The following is a 17,911-nucleotide window of genomic DNA, read 5'->3' as shown; positions in this document are numbered from 1 at the left end:
ATCGATCCGGGGGGCTTACTCGTGGTGGCCGAACTGCCGCAGCACGGCGGGGTTCTCGACGGTGGACATGTCCTGCGCGAGCGTTTCTCCCTTCGCGACCGAACGCAGCAGACGCCGCACGACCTTGCCGGAGCGCGTCTTCGGCATGCTGTCGCCGAAGCGGATTTCCTTCGGCTTGGCGATCGGCCCGATTTCCTTGCCGACCCACGCGCGCAGCTGGTCGGCGAGCTGCCTTGCTTCGGTGCCTTGCGGGCGTGGGCCCTTGAGCACGACGAACGCGACGATGGCTTCGCCGATGGTCTCGTCGGGTCTGCCGACGACCGCGGCCTCCGCCACCAGCGGATGCGCGGCGAGCGCCGATTCGATTTCCATCGTGCCCATGCGGTGGCCGGACACGTTCAGCACGTCGTCGATGCGGCCGGTGATCGTGAAGTAGCCGGTCTGCGCATCGCGGATCGCGCCGTCGCCGGCCAGATAGAGCTTGCCGCCCAGGTCCGCGGGGTAGTAGCCGCTGCGGAACCGCTGGGGATTGCCCCAGATCGCGCGCAGCATCGACGGCCACGGCTCCTTGACGACCAGCAGCCCGCCCTGGCCGTTCGGCAGTTCGCAGCCGGTTTCGTCGACGATCGCCGCCTCGATGCCAGGCAGCGGCAACGTGCACGATCCCGCGACGAGCGGTGTTGCGCCCGGCAGCGGCGTGATCATGTGGCCGCCCGTTTCGGTCTGCCAGAAGGTGTCGAGCACCGGACAGCGCCCGCCGCCGACTTCGCGCGCAAACCACTCCCACGCGCTGGGATTGATCGGCTCGCCGACGGTGCCGAGCAAACGCAACGAGTCGAGGTCGAAGCGGCGCGGATGCACGCCGCTGTTCGTCTCGGCGGCCTTGATTAGCGAGCGGATCGCGGTGGGCGCCGTATAGAAGATGCTGACCTTGTGCCGCGCGATCATCTCCCAGAACCGTCCCGCGTCCGGCCACGTCGGCACGCCCTCGAAAATCACCTGGGTCGCGCCGACCGCGGTCGGGCCATAGCAGATGTAGCTGTGTCCCGTGATCCAGCCGATGTCGGCCGTGCACCAGTACACGTCGTCCGTGCGGAGGTCGAAGGTCCACTTCATCGTGACGGCGGCCCACAGCAGATAGCCCGCCGTACTGTGCTGCACGCCCTTCGGCGTGCCGGTCGAACCGGACGTGTACAGCACGAACAGCGGATGCTCGGCACCGACCCATTCGGGCTCGCAGGTGTCGGGTTGGGCCGCTTCGAGTTCGTGCAGCCAGCAGTCGCGCGGTTCGTCCCACAGGATCGAGCCGCCCGTGCGCCGATAGACGATCACGGTATGGATGCCGTCGGTGCCTGCCATTTTCAGCGCTTCGTCGACGACGGATTTCAACGGCAGGTTCTTGCCGCCGCGCATCTGCTCGTCGGCGGTAATGACGGCGACGGCGCCGACATCGACCATCCGTTCATGCAGCGACTTCGCCGAGAAGCCGCCGAACACGACCGAGTGCAACGCGCCGATGCGCGCGCAGGCCTGCATCGCGACGACGCCTTCGATCGACATCGGCAGATAGATCATCACGCGGTCCCCACACACGATGCCGCGCGCGCGCAGCGCGTTCGCGAGGCGGCACACGCGCGCATGCAGTTGCCGGTAGGTGATGGTCGTCACGCTGCCGTCGTCGGCCTCGAAAATGATCGCGGTCTTGTTGGCATTGCCGTCGTGCAGATGACGATCGAGGCAGTTGTACGACGCGTTCAACAGACCGTCGTCGAACCATTTGAAGAACGGTGCGTTCGATTCGTCGAGTACCTTGGTGAAGGGCCGGTGCCAGCTCAGATGCTCGCGCGCGAGCCGCGCCCAGAAACCGGTCCGGTCGCTGCGCGCTTCGTTGACGAGCGCTTCGTAGGCGGCCATGCCGTCGATGGCCGTGTCCGTCAGAAGCGGCGGGGCGGCCGTTTCCGGCGCTTGATGGTTGATGGCGACAGTGGACATAGTCTCCTCGCTGGCTTGAATGAGTGATATGGGACGGGCACACCGCGACTGCCGATATCCAACCATCGGCGGCGCGGCTGCGCGCATGACTCGAACAGTGTTCCGGATGTCGCGACCAGTGTGTGGCGGGAAGCAAGGGGCACGATTGACCCAGATCAAGCGCGGGTGCGGCGCGTGGTCGCGCCGTAGGCCTCTATACTGTGCGTCGTCAAACACGAAGCCCCTCGACGGCGACTTGCCCGCCGGCTCTCGACATCGGCAGCGCTCGAACCCGCACATCCATGGATACTGATTTGTCGTCGCCGCGCCGCTCACGGCTCACGCGCGTGATCGAGGTTTTCATCGTCTTTCTGAAACTCGGGCTGACCAGTTTCGGCGGTCCGATCGCTCACATCGGCTACTTCCGGCGCGAGTTCGTCGAGCGGCGCCGCTGGCTCGACGATGAAGCCTTCACCGACCTGATCGGCCTGTGCCAATTTCTGCCGGGACCCGCGAGCAGCCAGGCGGGGTTTTCGATCGGGCTGCTGCGGGCCGGGTGGGGTGGGGGGCTAGCGGCCTGGTGCGGCTTCACGCTGCCGTCGGTACTCGTGATGCTGGCCTTTGCCGCGATCGCGCCGGACCTGGGCGGCGCGCTCGGCACGGGCGTGATTCACGGCCTGAAGCTCGTCGCGGTGGCCGTCGTCGCGCAGGCTGTCTGGGACATGGCGCGGCGTCTGTGTCCGGATCGCCGCCGCGCGGCGATCGCGCTCGCATCGCTCGGATTGCTCAGCGTGCCTGGCACCGTCTACGCCCAACTGATCGTGATCGGCGCCGGCGCCGTGCTCGGTGTCGCGCTGTGCCGGACCACGGCGGTGCAGGCGCCACGCGCCATTCCTCTGCGGGCCGGCGATTTTCAGGTGTCGCGCACGGCAGGCATCGTCGCGCTAGTGGTCTTTTGCGCATTGCTGTTCGCGTTGCCGCTATGGGCGGCAAGCGGGACCTCGCAAGGCATCCGCGTATTCGATGCGTTCTATCGCTGCGGCGCGCTCGTGTTCGGAGGCGGCCACGTGGTGCTGCCGTTGTTGCAGCGGGCAACCGTCGCGACCGGATGGGTCGCGCCCAACGACTTCCTGGCCGGCTATGGCGCGGCCCAGGCCGTACCCGGACCGCTGTTCACGTTCGCGGCGTTTCTCGGCTGGATGATGGCGCTGCCACCCAGACACTGGAGCGGCGCACTGCTGGCGACAGTGGGCATCTTTCTGCCGGGTCTGCTGCTCGTTCTCGCCGCATTGCCGTGGTGGCAGGCGCTGCGCGCGCGTGCGGCGATGGCGGCGGCGCTTGCCGGCGTCAATGCCGCGGTGGTCGGCCTTTTGGCCGCCGCGCTTTATTCGCCGGTGTGGACGAGCGCGGTCCTGTCGGCGACGGATTTCGCCGTGGCGTGCATCGGCTTTTTGCTGTTGCTGCGCTGGAAGGTGCCCCCGCTTGCGGTCGTCGTGCTGTGTGTGGCGGCCGGCGTCGCGCAAACGGTGCTGCACCCGCTCTGACAGGCTGATCGCGCACGCCTTGCACCAGCACTGATCTGCATCAAGGCTGACAGCCGGGGGTCGGTTAGCCTGCAACGATGATCGCGCGGCCTCGGTGCGTTTGCGGCACCACGACGATATCGCGCGAAACCCGACAGGCCGGAAGCCATTCGCGCGATGACGGACCACATGATCGACCACGGCCTCGGCGGCTACGGATTGGGCGGTGCCAGCGCGCACGACGGTCCGCGCGCCGTGCGGGCATGGCGCCGCCTGCGCTGGGGGCTGTGCGCGCTGAGCTTTTGCGCGATCCCCGCGTTCTACGTCGAACTGACGGTGCCCACGCCGCTGGCGCTGAGCCTGTCGCGGACACTATACGTCGGCATGTTCGCCGGCTTCGCGTTGTCGTTCACCTGGCTGGCCCATCTGAGCAGACGGCCGAAGACGCTGCTCGCGAACAACTGGCTCGACCTGCTCATCGCGTTGGGCGCGGCGCTCAGCACCGGTTTCGGAACGCCGCCGTGGCAGCCCGTCGAATGGCTGCTGCGGCTGTCGTTCATGGGTGTCGTTGCGTTGCGCATCGTGCTGTCGCTGCGCGAATTCGTCACGCCGAACCGATTGATGTGGCTGCTGCTCGCCGGCGCGCTCGTGCTCGCGATGGCCGGCGCCGGATTTTACTGGCTCGAACCACACGTGCACTCGTACTCCGAAGGGCTGTGGCTTGCGTTCGAAAGCAGCGCGACCGTGGGCTATGGCGACATCGCGCCGACGACGCCCGCCTCGCGTGTGTTCGCGGCATTTGTCGTGCTGCTCGGCTACGGCATGTTGTCGCTGGTCTTCGCGAGCATCGCCGCGGCATTCATCGGCAAGGAAGAGAGGGCGTTGCGACGCGAGATGCATCGGGATATCAAGCATCTGAACGATGAAATCGTGCGCCTGCACGCTGAACTGAAGGCGTTGCGGCAGACGATCGACGCCGCCGCGCGACGCAGCGACGCCGCTGCGGGTTCCGTGACGCGCACGGGCGAATGACCATTCGCGCTGACAGCGCCGCGGCAAACGGGGCCACCGCGGACCGTGCGTGACTCCGCCTTGACGTACGTCAAATCCGCCGTGGATTGCGTGATTAAGCTGGAGACGTCGCGGCGGGTCCGCTACCTCGCATCCGCCGATGCGGCACTTCATGCCCGTGGGGGGCGTCACCATGCACATTTCCTTTCCGTCCTGCATGCCCGAATACTGCGCCCGCGATCTGGTGCTGGCGTTTCCGGCGCTCGTCGACGATCGGCCCGTGCAGTGCGCGATCACGGCCGAGGCGCTCGAAGACCATTTCGGCGCGCGCTCGCTGCGGGAAGACGATCTGCTCCAGGCGTTCCTCGCGCACCGTTCCCAGATCGAACAGGCCGCCCGGCGTCTGCTCGACGAGATCGGCGCCAGGCCCGTGCTGCTGCATAGCGGGTTTTTCAGGTTTTGCGCGTGACGGGTCGGGCGGGCACGCTTGACGTGGATCAACGACGCGTCGTCGCGGCGGGTGATCCGCCGCGAGCGCTACGCCGGCACCTTCAGCCGCTCGTTCGCGCTCGGCGGCGAGGTCGAGGAGGCGAACGCGAAGCCGAGTACAGGGATGGCGTGCTGTCGCTCAGCTTGCCGAAAAAGGCGTCGGGCGATCGCAAGCGGCTGACCATCGACTGACACGCGAGGATGGCGCGCTGTCACGGGCGCGCCTTTTTGTTGCGGCGAAGGTCCGGCTGAAGCGCGCGCCAGTCTGCAGGAAAGCGCTCGCGCACCTTCGCACCCGAATGGGTGTGCTTCAGCGCGAGCAAGCCGATTGTTTCGTTATCGGTCGAGCGCCGGGCGGGCAAGTGAGCGGCTTACGCGTCGCCCGCTTTGCGCGGCAGCATGCGCTTGAGCACGTCGTCGCGCAGCACATAGTGATGAAACAGCGCGGCGGCGGCATGTCCCGCCGCGATGACGATGATGGCCCAGCCGACGAAATCATGAGCCTCACCAATGGCGTGATGCGTCGCCTTACTGGTGGGCGCGAAAGGAGATGGCATCAGCAGCCCGAAAAAGCTCATCGATTCGTTGCCGGACCATCGCAGTACGAAACCCAGTACCGCTTCGCCGACCAGCAGCGCGTACAGAACATAGTGGACGCCTTTCGCGGCCCGCTCGACCCATCCCGCGGCAGACACGGGAGTTTGATGTCCGGGCATCAGACGCCACCCAATGCGCACGATCAACACGGCCGAAAGCAATATTCCAAACGACATGTGGGAAACGATCATCAGGTGACGCGTGGGTTTAGGCGCAAACCCCCAGGTTTGGGCGAGTCCAAATTGGGCCAACACCAAAATCACCGTGATCCAATGCAACAGGATCGAGAAAGAGTCGTATTGCGTGCGGTCATCGCCGGCTGCGATTCGCGTCGCCGTCGCGGTCGCGGATGAATGTTTGAGGTTGGTCATCGGGTCGAGCGAACGGGATGGAAACGTTGAGGCTGAGACGCCACAAAAAACGCTGGCTGAGCTTGCACGCGGAGTGCCATCCCCACGGGCGCAGCAAGCTCGCGGTGCTCGCGACATTTGACGTACCCAGCCCGCTAGCGGCAGCGGAGCGTACCAGGATCTGCTGAACAACTTCTTCAGGGTATGCCAAGCGCCGCACTAGCGCCACATTCAGTCTTACGATTGTGCAGCCGTGCATGCCACGCTGTCGCTTCTCGTATTCCGCTAAGATCGTGCCGGAACTCACCGCCCTAAAAGACTGCGGCGCCACCTAGGCCCAATCTCAAGCTCAAACACGCAATGGACCGTATCGACGCCATGAAGGTATTCGTCGCCACGCTCGACGAGGGCAGTCTGGCGGGCGCAGGCCGTCGGCTGGGCCGCTCGCCCGCGGCTGTGAGCCGGGCCATCGCGTTTCTGGAGACGCACACGGGCACGCCGCTGCTACACCGCACCACGCGCACGATCCGGCTCAGCGAGGCGGGCGAGCGCTATGCGCTGGCGTGCCGGCGCATCCTCGGGGATCTGGAGGAGGCGGACCTGCTCGCAGCCGACGAGCGCTCCGCGCCGCGCGGACTGCTAGGCGTGACGGCGGCGGTGGCGGTGGGCGAGGAGGTGCTGCGCCCGATTGTCGATTCGTTTCTCGATCGCCATCCCCAGGCGTCGATCCGCCTGCACCTGCTCGACCGGCCCGTGAGCCTCGTCGACGAGGGCATCGACGTGGCGTTGCGCATCGCTCATCTACAGGACTCCACGCTCGTCGCCATTCCGGTGGGCGAGGTGAGGCGGGTGGTGGTCGCTTCGCCCGACTATCTCGCCACGCACCCGGCCATCGATGTCCCCGCCGATCTGGCCAGCCATCCGATCATCTCGATGACGCATTTCGGGCTCGATTCGTGGAGCTTTCCGGCGGCCCGTCTAACGGCGCTGCCGCAGGTCGTGCGGTTCACGCCGCGCTTCATCGTCAACACGATTCGCGCTGCGCTGTCTTCGGCCGTGGCCGGGCATGGCGTCACGCGGCTTTTCTCCTATCACGTGGCCGAGCAGGTCAAGGCCGGCGCGCTGAAAATCGTGCTGCGCAACAGCGAGCATGCGCCGTTGCCCGTCAACCTGGTGACGCCGCACGGGCGCCTTGCGGTGCCGAAGGTGCGCGGTTTCGTCGATTTCGCCACGCCGCTGCTGCGCGAGTATTTCGAGCGGGCTCAGCAAATCACCGACGCCGATCGACGCTGATTCGATCGCCGCGCGGAAGAATCACTTACGCAGTGCGGTGATTCTCCCGAGATGCGAGTCGTTCTAGACTGGCTCCCATATTCATCGGGTGCTTAACAGCACCGGTCCATGGGAGTCGTCATGCAGCAAGCCATCTCGAATCCGGCCGCTCCGGCCGGCTACAACGTCTGGCGGGGCACGCTCGCCGGGGCCAGCGCGAGCCTGATCGGCATCGGTCTCGCGCGCTTTGCCTATACGCCGCTTTTGCCGGCTATCATCGGCGCGCACTGGTTTCCCGCCTCGAGCGCGGCCTATCTCGGCGCGGCGAACCTCGGCGGCTATCTGGCCGGCGCACTGCTGGCGGGCGCGATGGTACGCGTGGCGAAACCCGCCACCGTGCTGCGCGCGATGATGCTGCTCGCGACCATCGCCTTCGTGGCCTGCGCGGTGCCCGTGTCGTTCCTGTGGTTTTTCATCTGGCGCCTGGCCTCGGGGCTCTCGGGCGGCGCGTTGATGGTGCTCGCCGCACCCACGATCCTCGCGCACGTGCCGGCGGCGCGCCGGGGCTTCGCGAGCGGTGGCATCTTCACGGGGATCGGGCTCGGCATCGCGGCCTCGGGCACGATCGTGCCGATTCTGTTGCGTCAGGGGCTCACGTGGACGTGGCTCGGGCTCGCGGCCGTTTCGCTCGTGTTGACCGCCGTGGCGTGGAACGGCTGGCCCGAGCACGCGGCGCCCGCGCACGCCGGTGCTCATTCGCGCTTCGAAACAGCGCCTGCGTATCCCCGCGCCGGCCTGCGCGCGCTCTATGTCGAATATGGCCTGAACGCCGTGGGGCTCGTGCCGCACATGCTGTTCCTCGTCGATTTCGTGGCGCGCGGGCTGGGCCGCGGCGTCGATGCGGGCGCCGAGTTCTGGGTGCTGTACGGCTTGGGCGCGATCGTCGGGCCGCTCGCGGCAGGGCATCTCGCCGATCGCGTGGGTTTCGGCCGCGCGCTGCGCGTCGCGTATCTGGTGCAGGCCGCTGCGGTCGCGATCCTGGCCGCGGGCTTATTCGGGTCGACGGGGCTGATGGTCTCCGCATTTGTCGTGGGCGCGTTCACGCCGGGCATCGTGCCGCTGGCGCTCGGTCGCGTGAACGAGCTGCTCGCGCACCATCCGTCCGCCGTCAAGGACGCATGGAGCCGCGCGACGACGAGCTTCGCCGTGATGCAGGCGTTGGCGGCCTACGGTCTTTCGTTCGTATTCGCTTCGAGCGGCGGCAATTATCGCGCGCTCTACGCGATTGGCGCGGTGGCGCTTCTGCTCGCACTCGCCGTCGAGCTGTTTTCCGCGCGGAGCGCGAAATGAATACCACGCATTCTTCTGCACCGGCGGCGCTCGCGCGGCCGTATGCGCAGCACGACGCGCGGCCGCGCGGCTATGCGGAGCGCAACGTCCAGTACTGGCGTCGCAATCTCGTCGTCTGCGTGTTCGGCTCGTTCACGACGCTCGTGAGCCTGAGCATGCTGCTGCCGTTCCTGCCGCTCTATGTGCGGCAACTCGGTGTCGGTTCGCCGTCCGCGGTGATCCAGTGGTCGGGCATCGCCTTCGGCGCGACCTTCCTCGGCACCGCTCTTACCGCGCCACTGTGGGGGCGTCTGGCCGACCGTTTCGGCCGCAAACCCATGCTTGTTCGCGCGGCGATCGGTATGGCCCTGGTGATGTCGTTGATCGGCGTGGCGCACAATGTCTACGAACTGGTCGCGCTGCGTCTGATCGCAGGTCTGGTGGGCGGCTATGCATCGGCTTCCACGGTGATGGTGGGCACCCAGGCGCCGCGCGAGCGCGCGGGTTGGGCGCTCGGCATACTTTCGACGGGCGCGCTCGCGGGCAATCTGGTCGGGCCGCTCGTCGGCGGCGTGCTGCCAGACTGGATCGGCATTCGCGGCACGTTCTTCGCGGGCGGCGCGATGATCGCGGCGGCGGCGCTGCTCACCATCTTCGTGGTGAAGGAAGAGTTTCACCCGGATAGCGACGCGAAAGCTCATGCGCGCGGCAGCGCCGACGCGCCCGCCCGACGCGCCAATTACGCGGTGGTGGCCGCGCTCCTCGTGACCGCGATGATGGTGCTGCTCGCCAACATGTCGATCGAGCCGATCATCACCGTGTATATCGGCGGCCTTGGCGTGGATGCCACGCATCTTGCGCGCGTGGCCGGCGTGGTTATGGCATGCTCGGCGCTCGGAAGCATGCTGACGGCCGCGCGCCTCGGCGCGCTGGCCGACCGGTTCGGGAGCTGGCGCGTGATCGTTGTCTGCCTCGTGCTCACGGGGCTGGCGATGGTGCCGCAAGCCTTCGTCACGCACTGGTGGCAGCTCGCGGCTTTGCGCGTGCTGATGGGTATGACGCTCGCGGGCCTGTTGCCCTCGATCGGCAAGCTGGCGCGGCAATCGGTGGATGAAAGCAGGACCGGCCGCATGCTTGGTTATCTGCAATCGGCGCAATTCAGCGGCCAGGTGGTGGGACCGGTGATCGGCGGCGTGATCGGCGTTCATCTCGGGCTGCACGCGGTGTTCTTCGTGACCGGCGCGCTGCTGATCGCTTGCGGCGGCCTCGCGGGCTGGGCGCACCGCCGCGCTGGGGCCTGACATGCTGGCAAGCTGGCAGGCACATCGAATCGTTTAACGCATCCGGTGGGAAGGGAACATGAGCACACAAGCGGATAATCGCGCGTTACTGCGCACGCTCGGCATCGACAAGCCGATCATTCAGGCGCCCATGGCCGGCGTCACCACGCCGGCGCTGGCCGCCGCGGTGTCGAACGCGGGCGGCCTCGGCTCGCTCGGCGTTGCCGCGATGAACGCGGAGAACGCGCGCCGCGCGATCCATCAGACTCGCGAGCTAACGACGAAGCCTTTCAACGTCAACGTGTTCTGCCATCGCCCGGCGACACCCGATGCGGCCGTCGAGCGTGCATGGCTCGACTGGCTCGAACCGGTGTTCCGGCAATACGGCGCGACGCCGCCGCAAGCGCTCAGCGAGATCTACACGAGCTTCGTCGTCGACACCGCAATGCAGGCGATGCTGCTCGCGGAGAAGCCGGCCGTCGTGAGCTTCCATTTCGGCTTGCCGCCCGATGCGGTGATCGCGCAACTGAAGCACGCGGGCATCCGTTTGCTGGCGAGCGCGACGAATCTCGACGAAGCGGCGGCGGCCGTCGAGGCGGGTGTCGATGCGATCGTCGCGCAGGGCATCGAAGCGGGCGGTCATCGCGGCGTGTTCGACACGACCGGGCGCGACGAACGCCTCGGCACGTTCGCGCTGACGCGCCTGCTCGCGAGCGAGTTCGACCTGCCCGTGATCGCGGCGGGCGGCATCATGGACGGCGCCGGCATCGCGGCCGCGCTCGCGCTGGGCGCGCAGGCTGCGCAATTGGGCACGGCGTTCGTCGCGTGCCCGGAAACCTCGATCGACGACGGCTATCGCCGCGCGCTGCTCAGCGATGCGGCGCGCTCGACGACGTTCACGTCGGCCATTTCGGGGCGGCTCGCGCGCAGCATCGTCAATCGCTTCACCGCGCTCGGCGAGGACCCGCAAGCCCCGCGCACGCCGTCCTATCCAATCACCTATGACGCGGGCAAGGCGCTCAATGCAGCCGCCAAGGCCAAGGGTGAATTCGGCTACGACGCGCAATGGGCGGGCCAGGCCGCGCCCCTTGCGCGTTCGTTGCCTGCCGGCGAACTGATGGCGCAACTGGAACGCGAAACGCGAGAAAGTATCGAGCGGCTGCAATCGGTGTGGAACTAGCAGTCCAGCTTCAATACCATCGCACAGATGGAACACATCGGCACGCGTGGGGCATGCGCGGGCCGATGTCCGATTAGCTTCCAGCCTCAGTTCCGCACCCATGCATTCGGTCCAGCGCGGCCGCGATCGACGGGTTCTCAAGCCAACAAAACAAAGGCGGACAGGCATGCAACGCAAATTCGACGATCTCCTGCTGGGTAGCATCGAGCTCTTCTGTCTCGCGGCGGAGCTGGGTAGCTTCACGCTGGCGGCCAACGCCGCGAGTGTCACACCGGCGGCGGTGAGCCGCTCGGTGGCGCGGCTCGAGGAACGGCTCGGCGTGCGCCTGTTCGTGCGCACTACGCGCCAGATCCGTCTGACCGACGCGGGGCGGCGCTACTTCGAGCAGTGCCGGCAAGCGCTGTCGCAACTGATGGATGCCGAGCGCGAAGTAACGGGCGAGCAGACCACGCCGGCCGGCGTGCTGCGCATCAGCATGCCGACGCCGTATGGACACTATCGCGTGTTGCCGCTATTGCCGGCGTTTCGCGAGCGCTATCCGCAAGTCCAGGTCGAGACGCACCTGAGCAATCGCAACATCGACTTTGCGGAACAAGGTTTCGATCTCGCGATACGCGGTCGCGCACTGGCCGATTCAAATCTCGTCGCGCGCAAGCTCGAAGACGCGGAAATGGTCGTGGTGGCGGCGCCCGCCTATCTGAAGCGCGCGGGCGTGCCGAAAACCGTCGAGGACCTGCGGGCGCACGAGTGCATCCAGTTCGAACTGCCGAGCAGCGGGCGCCATCTCGCCTGGACCTTCGAGGGTTCGCCTGAAGATGGCGACGTGCTGACGACGGGAAGCTATGGAACGTCGGGCGATGCGCTCGCCGGCGTGACGCTCGCGCGTGCCGGCGCGGGCCTGTTTCAGACGTATCGCTTCGTCGTGGAGGACGACCTGCGCGAAGGTCGGCTCGTGGAAGTGTTGCGCGAAGCGGGCGGACGCACGCGGCCATTCATCCTGCTTTATCCGCACGCGCGCTACCTGACCTCGCGCGTGCGGGCTTTCGTCGAATTTCTCGTCGAGCAGTTGGCCAAACCCGCGACGCCCGCGCCGAGCACGCGCGCGCATTGACCGGCGCGCGCCGCTTCATCGCATGGCCCGCTCAGTGGCCGGCGCTCTGGCCGCCGTCCACATGCAGGATCTCGCCGGTCACGAACGGCGCCGAGTCGAGATAGAGGATCGCATTCACGATGTCGCTCATCTCGCCCATATGACCTACTGGATGCAATGCGCCAAGCGCCGCATGCGTTTCGGGCGCGTGCATCGGTGACTTGATGATGCCGGGCGAAACCGCGTTGGCGCGAATTCCGCGCTTCGCATACTCGATCGCGAGCGAGCGGGTCGCGGCGGCGAGGCCCCCCTTGGTCAGCGAGGTCAACACCGACGGTACGCCGTCAATCGCGTGATCCACGAGGCTCGTCGTGATGCTGACCACGTGCCCGCGCTCATGCTTCTCCATCTCGGCGATCGCGAGCTGCGTGATGTGGAAGAAGCCCGCGAGATTGATGCCGGTGATCGTCGCGTAATCTTCCGCGGTGTATTGGGTGAACGGCTTGGCCACGAAAATGCCCGCATTGTTGACGAGCGTGTCGACACGACCGAAGCGCGCCACGGCCGTCTCGATCACCCGTCGAGCCGTGGCCGGATCGGCGATGTCACCGGCCACGGTGACGAGGTTGGGATCGTCAGACGGCTTGATGCCGCGCGATGTCGCGACCACGTTATGGCCAAGCTTGCGAAATGCCTTGACGGTTTCGGCGCCGATGCCTTGCGATGCACCGGTGACCACGATGACTTTGGGAGACTGACTCATAGTGAACCTCGAAGTAGGTTGGATCAGCAATCTGTGATCGGACTGATGGCTCCGATGGCTACTAATTTATGAGGTCGTGCTCCGCTTTTGCACACAAGGCACGGACAAACAGTTGTGAGCCGCAGGAACAAGCGGTGAGTGATGGCGCGTAGCGGCAGTGGTCCTGTTGGTGTCGGCCGGTCTGTCGCGCGCATCCGCGTTCACGATGCCTGGGTTCGCGGGTCGTGATCGAATTCGAGTCTGATGCCGCCCGGCTCGTACACCATCGTGTGGCGTTTGGGCCCGCCGCCGAGGTCTTCGGGCGCGAATTCGACTTTGACGCCCGGCCAGGCGGACACGCGCGCGAAGATGTCCTGCAGTGCTTCTTCGCTGCCCACGCGCAGCGCAAGATGATGCAGTCCGACATGGACCTTGCGATCGAATTCGACGAGGCGGCTTGAATCGGTGACCTGCCAGAGCGTCACCACGACGTGTCCGTCCGACACGAACGCAGCCGGATAGGCAGGCCTTTCTCCCACCTGCTGCCAGCCCAGACACTTCACGAAGAAGTCGCGTGTGAGGTTCAGATCGCGGACGGTGAGTCCGACGTGATCGATACCCAGCGTAAGCGGTTTGTCAGTCATCCTTCTGTCACTCCTGAAGTGAGAGCGGGCAGCGCCCGAATCCGCGCCGGAAAGATTTTCGCCCCAAGGAATCGCGACAATAGTCGCCGGCAGTTCAATTCAGTTTTTACACCATGTAGCGCATACGGCGAGGAAATCCGCTTGCATCAATCTGCATAGTCAAATATATTAAAGTCAGATATCGAGGAGGCGACCGATGGATGATTCGATCAACGAAGACTTTGAGCGCACGCAGAAGCTGGCGTCCGTGCTGGGTCAGGCGCGTCAGCTGATTGCAAGCGAACTCAGGGCGGGGCTCGCGGATGCAGGACTGAATCTGCAGGAGCGCGGCGTTCTGCTTACGCTGGCGCGCGGGAGAGTGAAAACACCGGCCGCACTGTCGAAATTGGCGGGCGTCCACCCGGCCCGGATGACCCGAGTGCTGGACAAGCTCGAAAACAGCGGACTGATCGAGCGCGCCCGCAACGGCAGGGATCGTCGCCTCGTGGATGTGTCGTTGACGCGGGAAGGGCAGATCGTCGCCGCCAGGAACACACAGGTTGTCCAGGGAGCATGGAGCGAGCGGCTTTCGCATCTCTCGAAGTCCGATTTCGACGCGTTGAGCCAGCTTCTTTCAAGGCTGCTGGACCGCTGAGGCGGCATTTTTTTTAACCATTTATCTGACATTGCAGATAATAACGCGCCACTGACGGGCGCTTCGAACCGAGACGAGGACGCAACATGAATCCATCGAGCAACCCAGCCGCGCCGGCCCAGCTGACTGGCGCAAAATTTGCACTCGGCACGTTTGCGGTGGCGCTCGCCACCTTCATGAATGTGCTGGATTCGTCGATCGCCAACGTCGCGATTCCTACGCTGTCCGGCAACCTCGGTGTGTCGATCGACGAAGGCACATGGGTCATCACGCTGTTTGCCGCGGCCAACGCGGTGTCGATTCCGTTGACAGGGTGGCTCACGCAGCGCATCGGCCAGGTCAGGCTGTTCGTCGGGGCGATCCTGCTGTTCGTGCTGTCATCGGCGGCGTGCGGCCTCGCTCCGAACCTGATGGTGCTGCTCGCCGCCCGTGTCGTGCAGGGCGCGGTGGCAGGGCCGCTGGTGCCGTTGTCGCAGGCCATGCTGCTTGCGTCGTTTCCGAAGGAAAAAAGCTCGAGCGCGCTCGCGCTGTGGGCGATGACGGCGACGGTCGGGCCGATTGCGGGCCCGGCGCTCGGCGGCTGGATCACCGACAACTACAGCTGGTCGTGGATCTTCTACATCAACGTGCCGGTCGGCCTGTTCGCCGCGGGCGCGATCTGGGCGATCTACCGCGACCGCGAGACGCCGGCCCGCAAGCTCCCGATCGACAAGGTCGGCCTGATCTCGCTGATCGCATGGGTCGCACCGCTGCAGATCATGCTCGACAAGGGCCGCGACCTCGACTGGTTCAGCTCGCCGGTGATCTGGGCGCTGACGATCGTCGCCGTGGTGAGCTTCCTGTTCTTCCTGATCTGGGAATTGACGGAGGAAAAGCCGATCGTCAACCTGCGGCTTTTCGCCAGACGTAACTTCCTCGGCGGCACGATTGCGATTTCGGTCGCCTACGCGATCTTCTTCGCCAACCTCGTGATCCTGCCGCAGTGGATTCAGGGCTTCCTCGGCTACCGAGCGGTGGACGCGGGGCTCGTGACCGCGCCGCTCGGCATTTTCGCCGTGATCCTCGCCCCGGTGATGGGCAAGATCATGCCGCGCTCGGACATGCGAGTGCTTGCCACGCTTGCGTTCGTCGGATTCGCCGGCGTGTTCTTCATGCGCTCGAACTACACGACCAGCGTCGACGCCTGGACGCTCGTGCTGCCCACCTTGCTGCAGGGCATTCCGACCGCGCTGTTCTTCACGCCGCTCACCGCGATCATCCTGTCGGGTCTGAAGCCGGAGGAGATTCCAGCGGCAGCGGGTCTGTCCAACTTCGTGCGCATTTTTGCGGGAGCGGTGGGCACGTCACTGATGAGCACCGCGTGGAACGACCGCACGATTCTGCACCATGCGCGACTTGCCGAACAATCGAGCGTGGACGATCCTGGCTTTACCGGCGCGATCGCGCACCTGCAGGCGGCGCTGGACGCGGGCGTTCCCAAGGCCACGGCCTTTTACGAAGCCTCGCTGAACGCGCAGGCGACGATGCTCGGCCTGAACGACATCTTCTGGATCTCGGCGGTGATCTTTGTCGTCATCATCCCGCTGATCTGGGTGACGAAGCCGGCCAAGGGTGGTGCCGCGGGCGCGGCAGCCGCCGGCGGACATTGAATCCAATTTGGCAACCCGGTTCGGACGGAAAATGAAACAGACCATCCTCTCCTTGACATTATCTGATAATGCAGATATTGTTCAAATCAACGAGGAGGACACCGCCATGGACCATTACACGACGAAGAACTTCATGCTTACGAACAGTATCGGCTTCAGGCTCGTCAAGGCCCGTAACGTCGTCGTCGCGGAAATGGACGCGGCGCTCAAGGACCTCGAAATCAACGGCCAGCAGATGGGCATCCTGCTTTCGCTGAAGCAGGGTGTGGCAACCACGCCTTTCGAGCTGTCGAAGCTGCTCGGAATCGACACCGGCCTGATGACGCGGATGCTGGACAAGCTGGAATCGAAGGGGCTGCTGGTACGATCGCGCGACCCGCAAGATCGCCGCGTGGTCAATCTGACCTTGACCGCGGAGGGGCAGAAAGTCGCCGCGCGGATTCCGGAAGTCGCACCGCATGTGTTGAACGCCCGCTTGCGCAAATTCACGAAGGGCGAGTTTGCCGAGCTGGACCGCCTGCTTCGCAAGTTCACAGGCGATTGAGCGGCGCGGCCGTGTGCCGCGCTTTTTTTACCCATTAATCTGATTTGTCAGAAAATGAAAACGCAGACTTCTAGGGCAAACACCGTCGCCCGTTCGCTGAAGCTCGGTGTTTCGGTGATCTCCTTCGCGGTGCTGGCGGCATGTGCAAACTATGCGGGCATCCACAGCGACAAGCAGATCGATCAACCACGGCAGCTGGAAACGTCCCAGAGCCTCCCGCAAGAGCAGGGGCACTGGCCATCCGCCGACTGGGTCGACCAGTTCGGCGACGCGCAACTGAAAGCATTGATCGCCGAGGCACTGCAAGGTAGCCCGACGCTCGGCCAGGCGCGCGCGCGAGTCGAGCAGGCGCAAGCCTATAGCGAAACGGCGAAGGCGAACACGCTGCCGCGCGTCGATGCGTCGTACACGCTGACGCGCCAGCAGTACAGCAGCACCGCGTTGATTCCGCCGCCGTACGCCGGCTCATGGCAGACGGAGAACAAGGGGCTGCTGAGCGCTTCTTACGATCTCGACCTGTGGGGCAAGAACCGCGAGGCGCTGCGCGCGGCTGTCTCGGAGGCGTCCGCGAGCGAGGCCGACGTGGAAGTCGTCAGGCTCACGCTCGACACCTCGATCGCCCGCACTTACAACGAGCTGGCGCGGCTCTACGCATTGCGCGACATCGCGCAGCAGGAAGTCGCGCGGCGCGAGCAGATCGACCGCATCACCGCGGGCCGCATCGCAACCGGCCTCGATACCGAAGTGGAGCGCAAGACGGCCGAGGCGAATCTGTTCACGAGCCGTGCGCGCGTCAGCGCGCTCGACGGCAGCATCCTGACCACCCGGTATCAACTGGCGGCGCTGCTTGGCAAGGGTCCCGACCGTGGACTCGCGATCACGCGGCCGACGCTCGGCGTCGGCGACGACGTGCGTCTGCCGGACAACCTTCCGGCTGATCTGCTGGGCCGCCGGCCCGACATCGTCGCGGCGCGCTGGCGCGTCGATGCGATCACGCACGAGGTGAAGGAAGCGAAGGCCGAGTTCTATCCCGACATCAACCTGAGCGCCGCGATCGGTTTCGACGCGTTCGGCTTCGGCCGCCTTTTGAGCGCCGCGAGTCGCACGGCCTCGGTGGGCTCGGCGATCCATCTGCCGATCTTCGATGGGGGTGAGTTGCGCGCGCAGTTGAAGGGCCGCTACGCCGAGTTCGACTATGCGGTGGCGACCTACAACCAGACGCTGATCGGCGCGCTGAGCGGCGTGGCCGCGCAGATCGCGCAGATCCGCTCGAGCGACGCGCAGCTCGGCGATGCGCAGGCCGCGCAGCAGGCCGCGAGCGATGCCGATCGACTGGCGACCACGCAATACAAGGCCGGCCTCACCAACCAGCTGACCGTGCTCAATGCCGACGTCACCGCGCTGAACGCCGACGAGGCGATCGCCAATCTGAAGATGAACCGCCGCGACCAGCAGATCGAGCTCGCGTCGGCGTTAGGCGGCGGCTACGTCGATACGTCGGCCAGCACCGACCATCACGCGGACGTCGCCGCCGTCCCGACCCGTCAAGCCAATGCCGCGGTTGCCGCACGTTGAACGGCAGGTCGGAAAACCTATCAGGAGAACT

At 65.7% G+C, this 17,911-nt stretch carries 16 protein-coding genes and 1 pseudogene; 13 read left to right on the top strand and 4 right to left on the bottom strand.

Annotated features, from left to right (window positions below; translation table 11 throughout):
- Window positions 1-15 precede the first annotated feature (15 nt).
- Entirely contained in the window at window positions 16-1,914 is a 1,899-nt protein-coding gene (acs, locus tag HWY30_RS06045) for an acetate--CoA ligase (protein ID WP_244144811.1), read from the bottom strand.
- A 359-nt stretch (window positions 1,915-2,273) separates the two neighbouring features.
- Between acs and chrA the strand changes: the two genes are divergently transcribed.
- From chrA to HWY30_RS41440, 4 genes and pseudogenes are all read left to right on the top strand, one after another.
- Window positions 2,274-3,515: a chromate efflux transporter gene (gene chrA, locus HWY30_RS06040; RefSeq protein WP_090805155.1), complete on the top strand. Its 1,242-nt coding sequence runs from the start codon at window positions 2,274-2,276 to the stop codon at window positions 3,513-3,515.
- A 156-nt stretch (window positions 3,516-3,671) separates the two neighbouring features.
- Window positions 3,672-4,526, top strand: coding sequence for a potassium channel family protein (locus tag HWY30_RS06035; protein ID WP_090805152.1), 855 nt, complete (start codon window positions 3,672-3,674; stop codon window positions 4,524-4,526).
- A 172-nt stretch (window positions 4,527-4,698) separates the two neighbouring features.
- Window positions 4,699-4,974 carry a DUF1488 family protein gene (locus HWY30_RS06030; protein ID WP_090805149.1) on the top strand — a complete coding sequence of 92 codons (276 nt, stop codon included), beginning with the start codon at window positions 4,699-4,701 and terminating at the stop codon, window positions 4,972-4,974.
- A gap of 48 nt (window positions 4,975-5,022) precedes the next feature.
- Window positions 5,023-5,186 (top strand): annotated as a pseudogene (locus HWY30_RS41440) (Hsp20/alpha crystallin family protein); the annotation flags it as partial.
- A gap of 179 nt (window positions 5,187-5,365) precedes the next feature.
- Here the strand turns inward: HWY30_RS41440 and HWY30_RS06025 are convergent.
- Window positions 5,366-6,079 (bottom strand): cytochrome b, encoded by a 714-nt coding sequence (locus HWY30_RS06025; protein WP_244144801.1) that lies wholly within the window; start codon window positions 6,077-6,079, stop codon window positions 5,366-5,368.
- 222 nt (window positions 6,080-6,301) lie between these two features.
- Between HWY30_RS06025 and HWY30_RS06020 the strand changes: the two genes are divergently transcribed.
- The 5 genes from HWY30_RS06020 (at window position 6,302) to HWY30_RS06000 (ending at window position 12,113) form a co-directional block, all read left to right on the top strand.
- Window positions 6,302-7,234, top strand: coding sequence for a LysR family transcriptional regulator (locus HWY30_RS06020; protein ID WP_090805144.1), 933 nt, complete (start codon window positions 6,302-6,304; stop codon window positions 7,232-7,234).
- 120 nt (window positions 7,235-7,354) lie between these two features.
- Window positions 7,355-8,563, top strand: coding sequence for a YbfB/YjiJ family MFS transporter (locus HWY30_RS06015; RefSeq protein ID WP_090805796.1), 1,209 nt, complete (start codon window positions 7,355-7,357; stop codon window positions 8,561-8,563).
- Window positions 8,560-9,843 carry an MFS transporter gene (locus tag HWY30_RS06010; RefSeq protein ID WP_090805142.1) on the top strand — a complete coding sequence of 428 codons (1,284 nt, stop codon included), beginning with the start codon at window positions 8,560-8,562 and terminating at the stop codon, window positions 9,841-9,843. The genes HWY30_RS06015 and HWY30_RS06010 overlap by 4 nt, the downstream gene beginning before the upstream one ends.
- Window positions 9,844-9,901: 58 nt before the next feature.
- On the top strand, window positions 9,902-11,002 hold the full coding sequence (locus HWY30_RS06005; RefSeq protein WP_090805139.1) for an NAD(P)H-dependent flavin oxidoreductase: 1,101 nt from the start codon (window positions 9,902-9,904) through the stop codon (window positions 11,000-11,002).
- 166 nt (window positions 11,003-11,168) lie between these two features.
- Complete coding sequence (locus HWY30_RS06000) at window positions 11,169-12,113, top strand: LysR family transcriptional regulator (protein ID WP_090805136.1); 945 nt, start codon at window positions 11,169-11,171, stop codon at window positions 12,111-12,113.
- 31 nt (window positions 12,114-12,144) lie between these two features.
- On the opposite strand, the gene HWY30_RS05995 is transcribed toward HWY30_RS06000, so the two are convergent.
- Together HWY30_RS05995 and HWY30_RS05990 are read right to left on the bottom strand one after the other, a co-directional pair.
- On the bottom strand, window positions 12,145-12,855 hold the full coding sequence (locus HWY30_RS05995; protein WP_090805134.1) for an SDR family NAD(P)-dependent oxidoreductase: 711 nt from the start codon (window positions 12,853-12,855) through the stop codon (window positions 12,145-12,147).
- 200 nt (window positions 12,856-13,055) lie between these two features.
- Entirely contained in the window at window positions 13,056-13,478 is a 423-nt protein-coding gene (locus tag HWY30_RS05990) for a VOC family protein (RefSeq protein WP_090805131.1), read from the bottom strand.
- 196 nt (window positions 13,479-13,674) lie between these two features.
- On the opposite strand from HWY30_RS05990, the gene HWY30_RS05985 reads away from it, so the two are divergent.
- The 4 genes from HWY30_RS05985 to HWY30_RS05970 all read left to right on the top strand — a co-directional run bounded on the left by HWY30_RS05985 (window position 13,675) and on the right by HWY30_RS05970 (window position 17,880).
- The gene (locus tag HWY30_RS05985) at window positions 13,675-14,112 is read left to right on the top strand and encodes a MarR family winged helix-turn-helix transcriptional regulator (RefSeq protein ID WP_090805128.1); all 438 of its coding nucleotides are present in this window, start codon (window positions 13,675-13,677) and stop codon (window positions 14,110-14,112) included.
- Window positions 14,113-14,198: 86 nt separating this feature from the next.
- Window positions 14,199-15,761, top strand: coding sequence for a DHA2 family efflux MFS transporter permease subunit (locus HWY30_RS05980; RefSeq protein ID WP_090805126.1), 1,563 nt, complete (start codon window positions 14,199-14,201; stop codon window positions 15,759-15,761).
- 106 nt (window positions 15,762-15,867) lie between these two features.
- Window positions 15,868-16,305 carry a MarR family winged helix-turn-helix transcriptional regulator gene (locus HWY30_RS05975; protein WP_090805123.1) on the top strand — a complete coding sequence of 146 codons (438 nt, stop codon included), beginning with the start codon at window positions 15,868-15,870 and terminating at the stop codon, window positions 16,303-16,305.
- 54 nt (window positions 16,306-16,359) lie between these two features.
- A complete protein-coding gene (locus HWY30_RS05970) occupies window positions 16,360-17,880 on the top strand; it encodes an efflux transporter outer membrane subunit (protein ID WP_090805120.1) in 1,521 nt (506 codons plus the stop codon).
- Window positions 17,881-17,911: the final 31 nt, after the last annotated feature.

It is taken from the genome of Paraburkholderia tuberum STM678 (genome assembly GCF_902833905.1).
GTDB classification, from domain to species: Bacteria; Pseudomonadota; Gammaproteobacteria; order Burkholderiales; family Burkholderiaceae; genus Paraburkholderia; species Paraburkholderia tuberum.
The sequence above is the reverse complement of the archived record's forward strand: the minus strand, read 5'-3'. Positions and strand labels throughout refer to the sequence as shown.

What these genes read in the sequence shown, in the direction of transcription:
- acs (WP_244144811.1), bottom strand. Translation starts at nt 1,914, where the DNA reads ATGGCCGCCTACGAAGCGCTCGTCAACGAAGCGCGCAGCGACCGGACC.
- chrA (WP_090805155.1), top strand. Translation starts at nt 2,274, where the DNA reads ATGGATACTGATTTGTCGTCGCCGCGCCGCTCACGGCTCACGCGCGTG.
- HWY30_RS06035 (WP_090805152.1), top strand. Translation starts at nt 3,672, where the DNA reads ATGACGGACCACATGATCGACCACGGCCTCGGCGGCTACGGATTGGGC.
- HWY30_RS06030 (WP_090805149.1), top strand. Translation starts at nt 4,699, where the DNA reads ATGCACATTTCCTTTCCGTCCTGCATGCCCGAATACTGCGCCCGCGAT.
- HWY30_RS06025 (WP_244144801.1), bottom strand. Translation starts at nt 6,079, where the DNA reads ATGTCGCGAGCACCGCGAGCTTGCTGCGCCCGTGGGGATGGCACTCCG.
- HWY30_RS06020 (WP_090805144.1), top strand. Translation starts at nt 6,302, where the DNA reads ATGGACCGTATCGACGCCATGAAGGTATTCGTCGCCACGCTCGACGAG.
- HWY30_RS06015 (WP_090805796.1), top strand. Translation starts at nt 7,355, where the DNA reads ATGCAGCAAGCCATCTCGAATCCGGCCGCTCCGGCCGGCTACAACGTC.
- HWY30_RS06010 (WP_090805142.1), top strand. Translation starts at nt 8,560, where the DNA reads ATGAATACCACGCATTCTTCTGCACCGGCGGCGCTCGCGCGGCCGTAT.
- HWY30_RS06005 (WP_090805139.1), top strand. Translation starts at nt 9,902, where the DNA reads ATGAGCACACAAGCGGATAATCGCGCGTTACTGCGCACGCTCGGCATC.
- HWY30_RS06000 (WP_090805136.1), top strand. Translation starts at nt 11,169, where the DNA reads ATGCAACGCAAATTCGACGATCTCCTGCTGGGTAGCATCGAGCTCTTC.
- HWY30_RS05995 (WP_090805134.1), bottom strand. Translation starts at nt 12,855, where the DNA reads ATGAGTCAGTCTCCCAAAGTCATCGTGGTCACCGGTGCATCGCAAGGC.
- HWY30_RS05990 (WP_090805131.1), bottom strand. Translation starts at nt 13,478, where the DNA reads ATGACTGACAAACCGCTTACGCTGGGTATCGATCACGTCGGACTCACC.
- HWY30_RS05985 (WP_090805128.1), top strand. Translation starts at nt 13,675, where the DNA reads ATGGATGATTCGATCAACGAAGACTTTGAGCGCACGCAGAAGCTGGCG.
- HWY30_RS05980 (WP_090805126.1), top strand. Translation starts at nt 14,199, where the DNA reads ATGAATCCATCGAGCAACCCAGCCGCGCCGGCCCAGCTGACTGGCGCA.
- HWY30_RS05975 (WP_090805123.1), top strand. Translation starts at nt 15,868, where the DNA reads ATGGACCATTACACGACGAAGAACTTCATGCTTACGAACAGTATCGGC.
- HWY30_RS05970 (WP_090805120.1), top strand. Translation starts at nt 16,360, where the DNA reads ATGAAAACGCAGACTTCTAGGGCAAACACCGTCGCCCGTTCGCTGAAG.